At 65.7% G+C, this 9,086-nt stretch carries 5 protein-coding genes and 1 pseudogene; 3 read left to right on the top strand and 3 right to left on the bottom strand.

Annotation, left to right across the window (positions count from 1 at the left end):
• Positions 1–117: 117 nt before the first annotated feature.
• Positions 118–3,657, top strand: coding sequence for a MobF family relaxase (mobF, locus tag DCI01S_RS15320; RefSeq protein WP_061230024.1), 3,540 nt, complete (start codon positions 118–120; stop codon positions 3,655–3,657).
• A 28-nt stretch (positions 3,658–3,685) separates the two neighbouring features.
• On the opposite strand, the gene DCI01S_RS15315 is transcribed toward mobF, so the two are convergent.
• On the bottom strand, positions 3,686–4,783 hold the full coding sequence (locus tag DCI01S_RS15315) for a hypothetical protein (protein ID WP_146776296.1): 1,098 nt from the start codon (positions 4,781–4,783) through the stop codon (positions 3,686–3,688).
• 1,601 nt (positions 4,784–6,384) lie between these two features.
• Here DCI01S_RS15315 and DCI01S_RS15310 point away from each other — a divergent pair.
• Positions 6,385–6,960, top strand: a complete 576-nt coding sequence (locus DCI01S_RS15310) for a nucleotide-binding protein (RefSeq protein WP_007633959.1) — start codon at positions 6,385–6,387, stop codon at positions 6,958–6,960.
• Positions 6,961–7,771: 811 nt separating this feature from the next.
• On the opposite strand, the gene DCI01S_RS15305 is transcribed toward DCI01S_RS15310, so the two are convergent.
• Both DCI01S_RS15305 and DCI01S_RS15300 read right to left on the bottom strand, forming a co-directional pair.
• Entirely contained in the window at positions 7,772–8,029 is a 258-nt protein-coding gene (locus DCI01S_RS15305; RefSeq protein WP_032375740.1) for a type II toxin-antitoxin system RelE family toxin, read from the bottom strand.
• A 21-nt stretch (positions 8,030–8,050) separates the two neighbouring features.
• Positions 8,051–8,296 (bottom strand): type II toxin-antitoxin system Phd/YefM family antitoxin, encoded by a 246-nt coding sequence (locus DCI01S_RS15300; RefSeq protein WP_033098516.1) that lies wholly within the window; start codon positions 8,294–8,296, stop codon positions 8,051–8,053.
• A 497-nt stretch (positions 8,297–8,793) separates the two neighbouring features.
• On the opposite strand from DCI01S_RS15300, the pseudogene DCI01S_RS15295 reads away from it, so the two are divergent.
• Positions 8,794–9,086, top strand: a pseudogene (locus DCI01S_RS15295) (nucleotidyltransferase domain-containing protein); the annotation flags it as partial.

Here is a 9,086-nt window from a genome sequence, read left to right as displayed (position 1 = left end):
TTAAACCGCCACACACAGTAGGCACTCTTAGTGAAGGAGGGAAAACCGCTGGTCAGCGCTGCGCGCGTGCTGGCGCGTAGACGCGGCCGTCCCGGCGCGCATACGCTGGCCGGTGTGATGAGTCTCCGGGCGGTCCATGCGGGTACTGGATACCAGTACCTGCTGCGCTCGGTGGCCACTCACGACGCCGACCCGCAGGGACTGGCTCTGTCGGACTACTACGCCGCCAAGGGCACCCCGCCGGGACGGTGGATCGGTAGTGGACTGGCCGGGCTGAACTCCCATTCCGTGGCCTCTGGTTCAGTCGTCACCGAGGCGCAGATGGCCGCCCTGTACGGCGAGGGTCTGCACCCGGACACCGATCAGATGATGGACGATGGGAAACCCTTGGCGGCCTGCAAGCTGGGCCGGAGCTTCCCGCTCTACACCGGCGGCGTGGACGTTCTGGAAGCCATCGCCGCCGCGGAAAAGACGTTCCTCGCAGTCGAAGGGCGGCGCCCCACCACCGAGGAACGAGGCCAGATCGCCGAGGGCACCGCACGCCCGTATTACGCGGAGAGGTTCGGCTACGAGCACGCCTCCGGCAAGGACGTCATCGCGTGGGTCAACCGGGAGCGCGACCAGGTGCGCCAGGCGGTCGCAGGGTTCGATTTCACGTTCTCTCCGGTGAAAAGTGTCAGCGTCCTGTGGGCGCTGGCCGATGAGAACACCGCCTCTCGTGTGGCTGCGTTGCATCACGAAGCCGTGGCCGAAGCACTGGCCTGGGCCGAGAACAACGCGATCTACACGCGCGTCGGGACCGGCGGTATCAAGCAGGTCAAAACCGGCGGGATCATCGCCTCCGAGTTCACCCACTTCGATACCCGGTGCGGGGACCCGGACCTGCACTCTCACGTGCTGCTGGCCAACAAGGTCCAAGGCCCTGGCGGGCGGTGGCTGTCGCTGGATTCTCGCGCGATCCATCAGATGCATCAGGCGATCTCGGCCCGGTATGACGCGATCTTGCACGACAAGCTCACCCGCCGAATGGGCGTCGAGTTCCAGGCCCACTACCCCCACCCAGACAAGGCTCCGATCTGGGAGATCTCTGGGATCGACCGCCGGTTGATTGAGGCGTTTTCCTCCCGACGCACCCTGGCCCGCCCGGTCTACGACCGACTCGTCGCGCAGTACGTCGAGAAGAACAACCGGCAACCCTCGCAGCGGGCGTCCTACGCCCTGTGGCAGAAGGCCATCCTCGACACCCGCGACGCCAAGAAGCCCGCCCAATCACTGGCCGAACACCGCGCCACCTGGCGGCAGATGGCCGAAAACGTCGTCGGTGCGCACGCGGTGGACAGCGTGGTTGGGGAGGTCACCGGGCAGGGCCGAAGCCAGGTGTCGCGGGAGCTGTTCGACGCCCAGGTCCACGCCCGGCAGGTGGCCGAGCAGGCGGTGGCGGCAGTGACCGCACGCCGTGCGCAGTTCCGCCGTTCCCACATCAACACCGCCGTTTCCACCTTGCTCAAGGGCTACCGATTCGAGGGCGCCGAGGCCCTGGACCGGGCGCACGAACAGGTCATGGCTACCGCCATGGGAGAGCTCGTGGTGCAGCTGACCCCGCCGGAGAGTCTGGACCTTCCAGGTGCGTTGACCGGGCCGGAAGGTGCCGGCATTGACCGGCACGCAGGCGCCGAGAAGTACACCACTCAGGCGGTGCTGGACGCCGAGACCGCCACCCTGGTAGCGACTGGCACCCCGGTCGCGGTGATCGCTACCCGCGCTGATCTCGACCGTGCGCTGAAGGCACACGAGGACGCCGAGGGTTGGTCCCTCAATGCCGGACAGACCGCTCTGGCGCAGCACCTCATCGGTGCCGGAACGCTCCTGGCCGCCGGGGTGGGTCCGGCCGGGACCGGCAAGACCGCATCCATGAAGGTCGTGGCCCGCACCTGGCAACAAACCGGCCGGTCGGTTATCGGCCTTGCTCCCTCCGCGGCAGCGGCCAGCGTCCTCGCGGGCGACATCGGCACCGACTGTCACACTATCGACTCTCTGACCTTCACCTGGATGGGCAAGCACCCCACCTTGCCCGGAAAGACCCTCGATGCACTGCCGGTCACGATCAAACCTGGGGACATGCTTCTCGTGGACGAAGCGGGCATGGCCAGCACCGAGAACCTCGCAGCACTGACCGAGATCGCCGCCGAATCCGGGGCCATCCTCCGCCTGATCGGCGACCCCAAACAGCTCGCGGCAGTCGAGACCGGCGGTCTGTTCGCCGACCTGACCCGCACCCCGGGAACGCCTCAGTTGCGCGAGGTCATGCGCATGGGCGCAGACACCGAACAAGCCGACGCGACCCTGGGCCTGCGCGACGGCGATCCCGGCGCACTGGCTCTCTACAACGAGCGCGGCTGGATCACCGGAGGGCACCGCGAGCAGATGCTCACCGACGCCGCCGAGGCGTTCCTCGCCGACACAGCCGCTGGCCGCCAGGCACTGATCATCGCCTCGACCAACACCGATGTCGACACCCTCAACGAGGTCATCCGAGCCGACCGGATCGCCCACGGACTAGTCGACGACGCACGCACCACCAGGGTCGCTCGCGGGGACACGGTTGGTGTCGGCGACACCGTGATCGCCCGCACCAACTCCAAGCTGTACGCAGAGGACCGCACCTACCTCGGACGGGTCATCAACGGCCAACTGTTCACCGTCACCGGCATCGCTGACGACGGGTCACTGGGGGTGCGCGACTCCTCCACCGGGCAGGCCATGCTCATCCCCGCCAGCTACGCCGCCAAGAGCATTCACCTCGGTTACGCCGCCACCATCCACCGCGCCCAGGGCGCCACTGTCGATGTCACCCACGCCGTCATCGACGCTGGCGTGGACCGGGCCGGCCTGTACGTCGCCATGACCCGCGGCAAGAAAGAGAACCGCGCCTACGCCGTGTGCGAACCCACCCTCGACACGGGCGCCGAGGACGCACACATGCACTCCGCCGGCGACCACCAAGCCCCAACCGCAGACGAGGTGCTGGCTGGCGTGCTGGCCCGCGACACCCACCAGGCCTCGGCCACCGAAACCCTGCGCCAGGAGTACGAGAGCGCCACCAGCGACGAACGGCTGGAGCAGCTCTACCGCCACGGCGTTGACCTCGCCGCCCGAGACTTTGCCGCCGCCACCCTCCCTGCCTACATCGACGCGCTCCCCCGGGCCTACGCCCACCAGCTCGAGGCAGACCCCGACCAGTACCAGGCCCTGGAAGGCGCGTGGACCGAAGCAGCAACCAGGGGCCTCGACCCCCGCGAGGAATGGGACAACGCCACCGACACCCTCGACACTGCCAACAAGCCCGGCTCTGTCATCGCCCACCGGATACGTCACGCGACTCGCGAGTCCACCGACACCACAGCTCTGCCCACTCCCCCACCCGCGATGCCGGGATGCGACACCGAACTGACCACCTGGCTCGCAGAGACCCATCGCACCCTCACCGCCGATCCTGCCGCCCAGGCGGTAGCCCGTGCAGCGTCCTTCACTGCCGAGGACTTTGTCGCCTCCTACCTCGACTCCCGCACCGCAGAACACGAACCCGACCCGGACACTCACCCCACGACGAGCTCGCCATGGGGGCCATCGACCGACTCCTCCCCCGACTTGTGGTGACTCGCCCCTGCTCGTCAGGCGCCAATGGTCAGGCTGCGGTGCGAGCCCACTGGTGCGGGGCGAGCAGCATGTCCGGGGCGGGCAGTGCCGCGCGGGCCGCGGCGACCAGCTCCCACCAACTGTCGGGATCGGCCTCGCGATGAAGATCTTGGGCAGCCATCGCCGCGCCCCAGGTGGTGGCTGATACTGGCGGGCCGGTCGAGGTGGCGCCGTAGGCCAGCGCAATGTCGGTCGGGTGGATCTGTTCCGCCTGATCAGGGTTGGGGAATTCGCCCCACTCGGCCAGCGCGTCGGAGCGCTGCGGCTTGTGCCGGGTGGTGAACCACCACACGAACACCGCCGAATGCAGCCGGTACAGGCGCACCCGATCGGCGTGCGCGCCGTCGACACCAGCAGCAACGGCCGCTCGCGCTAGCCGCGACCGACTCCGGTACACGCGGCCATCGGCGGTGCACAGACCCAGAGAGCGCAGTGCGCGCAGTTTGCTGCGCACCGTCGCCGGGCAGATCCCGAGCCTGGTCGCCAGCTCACGCACCGATAGGCGGCCAGCGGCCATGTGGGCCCACACGCGCATGCCCAACACCCCCAAGGGGCGGGCGTGCCAGATATCTTCACGGGCGCACTCGAGCTCAGCGTCAAGCTGGCTCTGCATCTCCGGGGTAAATACTGCGCCACTTCTTCGTTCCCCGCCCCCGGGTCTTACGATCCACCACACCGCCGCCCAGGGGCCGGCTGCTCGCTGCACGCGGGCGACCCACCCCTGCTGGACAAGCGCTTTCAGCCGGTCGGCGACGGTGTCCCTGGTCAGGCCGGCGGCCAGGGCCCAGTCGCGCTCGGACAGGTGCACCTCCGCTGTCGCGGCTGCGAGGGTGCGGGCGGCCAGGGCCAGGAGCACCAGGCGGTCCTGAGCTCCGGTCTTGCCAGCCCACCGGCCGGGCTGGGCGTCCATGCGAGTGAGCAGGTCGGCGACGGCTGCTTCCGCGGCTTGGCGGGTGGGTGAGGGTCCTGCAGTGCTGCGCTGGGCGTAGCTGGCTGCGGTGACGGCTTTGGCCCACTGGCGCGTCAGCTCGGCGGTCGCGTCTAATCGGGGGGTGCGCTCGGTGCCACTGGTGCGGCTAGTCCGCACAAACTCCAACCCGGGCCAACGGTCAGTGAAAGCAGCCTCGTGCAGGTCGCGGTACTGCATTCGAGCGTGGGCGCAGGCCAACAGGACCGACCACCCCACCGCGGAGGCATCCGTGCGGGCACTGATCGGGGCGCGGGCAAGGGCACGAATCTGTGGGTTCAGGGGGCGTCTGGGCCCGGCCAGGTACGGATGGCCTTGCACATCGACGTGCACAGGAACCGGCGCGATCCCAGCACCGGCGGCGGAGGCGCCCTTGCTCTGAGGGGGTTGTGTCAGCTGCGTGAGCAGCGTGCGCAACGCCCGCAGGGACACCGGGCGGATATGCGGATCTGTCAGGGGCATCGATGTGCCGCCGGCGCGGTGGGGCGAGCCCGGGGCGCGGACACAACCGGTGCGCGAATTGGACAGCGGGCCCCGATCAAGTGAGGGCCACGCGGCGCTGAAAGCGTCGAGGATCGGTGCCAGCCGCTGCGCGGAGACGGCGGTGCTCAGCCGGATCCATACGTGGTATCCCCCACCAGGTCCTGACGAGCACACCAGGTGCTCGATGCCCGCGGCAGTCAAGGCAGCCGTGCACGCTGCGAGGTCTGTGTCTGCCGTTGAGCCAGCATGGTGAGCGTCAAAATCGAGCGCGAGGAGCCGAAACTTGCCCGATTCATCGGTCAAGTGCAGGGCGAAAGGCGTCCCCTCCCCCGGCGCGCCGTCGGTGAGACGCCTGGTGGCGGCGAAGGTATGCGCCTTGTGCGAGTCGACACGCACATACGGGCGCGGACTCCACGCGCACACCACAGAGTCCCACCACCAGGTGGAATCGAGGGATATGACGTTGTCGCGGTCAGAGCGAGACACGCCGATTGGATCGACTGGACCATCCGATGGGTATGACTTACTCTGAGAGGTGCCTGGAAGCACAGCTCTCCTAATTGGTGAGCAACACCGAGTTTGAGCGGTAACTCGAACTCTTGACTTTCGATCCCGGTCCACCTGCCAGTGGGCCGGGATCAGTCATTTCAGGGTTGCGGGGTGTTCAACTGTTGGCCGGGCGCGGGCCGGCCACCGCTTCACGCTGAAATTGCCTCCTCATCTGCAGGTGGAACTACGGCCTCGGGCAGGCCAAGATCGATGGCGGCGAGGTCAGCCAAGTATTGAGACATCGAGACGCCTCTAGACCTGGCTTCCACCCGAAGTGCCTCGTACACCTCAGGGGCCATACGGACGGGCACGCGCATGCGCTCGCCGAATGACGGTCGCCCGGGGCCCCGCTGCTTCGTCGCCATGGGAGGAAAACTCCCACACTTGGCGCCACAAATCCTATCGACACGCCTAGGTGAGGTGGAGTTTTTGGCGCCGCCTACGGCTCTGTCGGCGGTCAGCGGCTGCGGCACATCCGTAGCGGTATATACCGCACAACCGACACCGGTGCACACCGCAACACCAGTACCGGTCTAACGGTGATTACTGATGTACCGCTATCGGTCCAAAGGTATTTCGGGATGTTCGGCGTGGCTAGCGCGCTCCTGTGCTGCAGTTTTGGTATCAAGGTGATGACCACAATAGGTACAGCGGTATCACGGTATAAGAAGATCGAGGTGTAGCGGGTTTTGAAGATTGCGGTAGTTAACACCAAGGGTGGCGTCGGTAAGACGACCACCGCCATTTACCTAGCGACGGTCGCGAGCGCGCAGGGCAAGTCGACTGAGTTGCTAGACGCGGACCCTCAGGGGTCGGCCACTAGTTGGGCTGAGATTGCGACGGAGGGGAGTGCGCCTTTGCCGTTTCAAGTCTCGCCCGCGAACAAGATCACGCTTTCGCGCGCATCTAGTAGCGACATCACAGTGATCGACACGCCTCCGGGTGCTGCTGACATCATTCAGGCCGCGATCGATGCGGCTGATGTTGTCGTGGTCCCCACTGCGCCGTCTGGGTTGGACCTCCAGCGCGTCTGGCCGACGTTGGAGGCTGCTGCACATAAGCCAGCTGGTGTCCTACTCACGAGCGTTGAGCTCGGCACTAAGCTGCTCGAGCTCACAAAGGAGGCCCTTGAATCGGAAGGGGTGTTCGTATTCGAGAATGTGATTGGGAAGCGACAGGCGATACGCCAGTCATTCGGCACATGTCCAACAAGCTTCTTTGGCTATCGAGACCTGATGGACGAGATCGTTGAGGTGACTAAATGAGTGGCAAATCGGAACCGGTGAGCCGTAGTTTGCGCCCACGGGCCGCAGCTCCCATCCGGCCGGTCTCGGAAACGTTCTCTGCTTCTGAAGCCGCACGTCCGGCCGGTCCTCGGCGTACGAAGACATCTCTAGCGCTTGATGTTGAGGTGTACCGGAGAGCGAAGATCGCGGCCATCCAACAAGGGGAGACCGTGTCTGAGTTTATCGAGGCAGCTATTCGAAACGCACTTCCTGAGTAGTTTCGCCAGAGGTAAAAACCGTCGTCGGCAGAAACGGATCGAGGTATATACCGCTGATGGTGTCGGCCACCGAAGAGATCGTGAGTAGGCAAGTCCGGTGCGAGCATCGAGCACGGGCGCCTAGCCGCGTGACGAGCCCGCCCTGTGACGAGGGGGAGTTGGCAACCAGCGTCTGAACTGCGAACTTTCCATGTTCGCATTCGCCGGCAATTGTGGGTTGAGCCCGATTGATGGTTGGCCGTGCTGCCGGTCGTGCCGGCCTGAGCTGCTCCTGTTGTTCTGGGTCGCCTTCCCGCTGGCAGAACTCTTGGTGGCCGGGCCGCGTTGCCCCACGGGTGTTCCCGCATATCGGTGCAGTCGGTGACTGGATGATTTTCATGCCGTTAGTGGGCCGCCCTTGGTGGCGTCGAGACCCTGGGTAACGAGCAGTTCTAGCAGCTTCGGCTTGTCTGCTTAGGCGTTGGATCCTGCCATCGCGAGCCGTGCGGCTGCGGATTGTCGAAACGCGTCCTATCGGCGTCGGCGAGTGGTGCCTCCTCGAACGCCCGGTGGCGACTTGGCGTGGGACGGAGTCACTTGTAGACGTCGCCGCGGTGGCCGATGCGCAGCACAAGTACGACGAGGGCGTCGTCTTCGATGTCGTAGATGATGCGGTAGTCGCCCACGCGGATTCGGAGTTCGCCGTCGCCTCCGGCGAGCTGAATCGCGCCAGGCGGTCGCGGTGTCACCGCGAGGGCTTCGATGGCGCGGACGATTCGCTTTTGCTCGGTGGGATGAACTTTGCGGAGGGCTTTGGCGGCCGAGGGCTTATAGGTGATCGAATAGGGCATCAGTGAGTGGGGCGCGCAGGCTTACAGGCCCAGTTCCGCCATGAGCTCCTCGTGGGAGATGCTGCCGCCCTCACGGCGAGCGTCGGCCGCGCCCTGAACGTCGGCCTGATCCTCCAGGGCCTGCAGTGCCCGGTCGAAGAACTCCGGCGAGACGACAACGGCCCGGCGACGGCTGCCACGGCTGAGGATCTCCACAGGCGCCCGCTGTGCGGCGTCGAGCACCTTGCTCTGATGGGCGCGGAAGTTGCTGAGCGTCGTGGTCACCATGACGCCAATAGTACATCTTGTACAACTCGCGGTCTAGTGGCCCTTAGATGCCGCGGACAGCGGGATCTACTCATCTCTCCTGATCCGCAGACTTGACGGAATCCAACAGTATCGGCGATGTGGCCGCGAGTCTTTGGCCCAGTCTCGTACGTTGCAGTCAGTCATGATGGCCGAGCCGTCGCCGCCGTTTGCCGGAGGGTCGTAGTCCCGACTTTCTTCGCAAAGCTGTCGGACTCTGCTCCTACACTGATCACACCTCGTCCAGTACGGGGCTGGCCGGTCGCAATTCCGGTGGCCAGCCGCGTTTCCAAAGAGGGGGTGCCGGTTGGACCGAGTCAAGAAGGACGAGTCCCGCGACATGGTTGCGTGGGTTGCTGCCACTGACAGTGTCGTCGAGGCCCCGGTTCATCGGAGGCCCTGATCTTGGAAACACGGATGCGTTCATGCCGCATACGGTCAGCGGTACCGAGTCAGGTGAGTGATAGAGGATGGAACCCGTGGAGACGCTAGAAAACGAGTTCGGCCAGGCAGTTCGCAATGTCACCATCAGTGGCGTCAAGCGCGACCGTGCCATTGCGGCACATACGGAGGTCCGCGCGCTGCTCGAAGCCGACCCGGAACTGTGCTCGTGGGGCGTCGACACCATCCTGATCGGCTCCTATGCCCGGCAGACCGCCCGGTACCCGGGCAAGGATGTTGATGTATTCCTCCGCTTTAAGAACCTGTCGGTCCACCACGACCCTGGGAAGGTCTACGACGCTGTCGAGCGCACCCTTGTTGCGAAGTACGG

Origin of the sequence: Dietzia cinnamea NBRC 102147 (genome assembly GCF_001571065.1) — a bacterium.
Taxonomy (GTDB): Bacteria; Actinomycetota; Actinomycetes; order Mycobacteriales; family Mycobacteriaceae; genus Dietzia; species Dietzia cinnamea.
The sequence above is the reverse complement of the archived record's forward strand: the minus strand, read 5'-3'. Positions and strand labels throughout refer to the sequence as shown.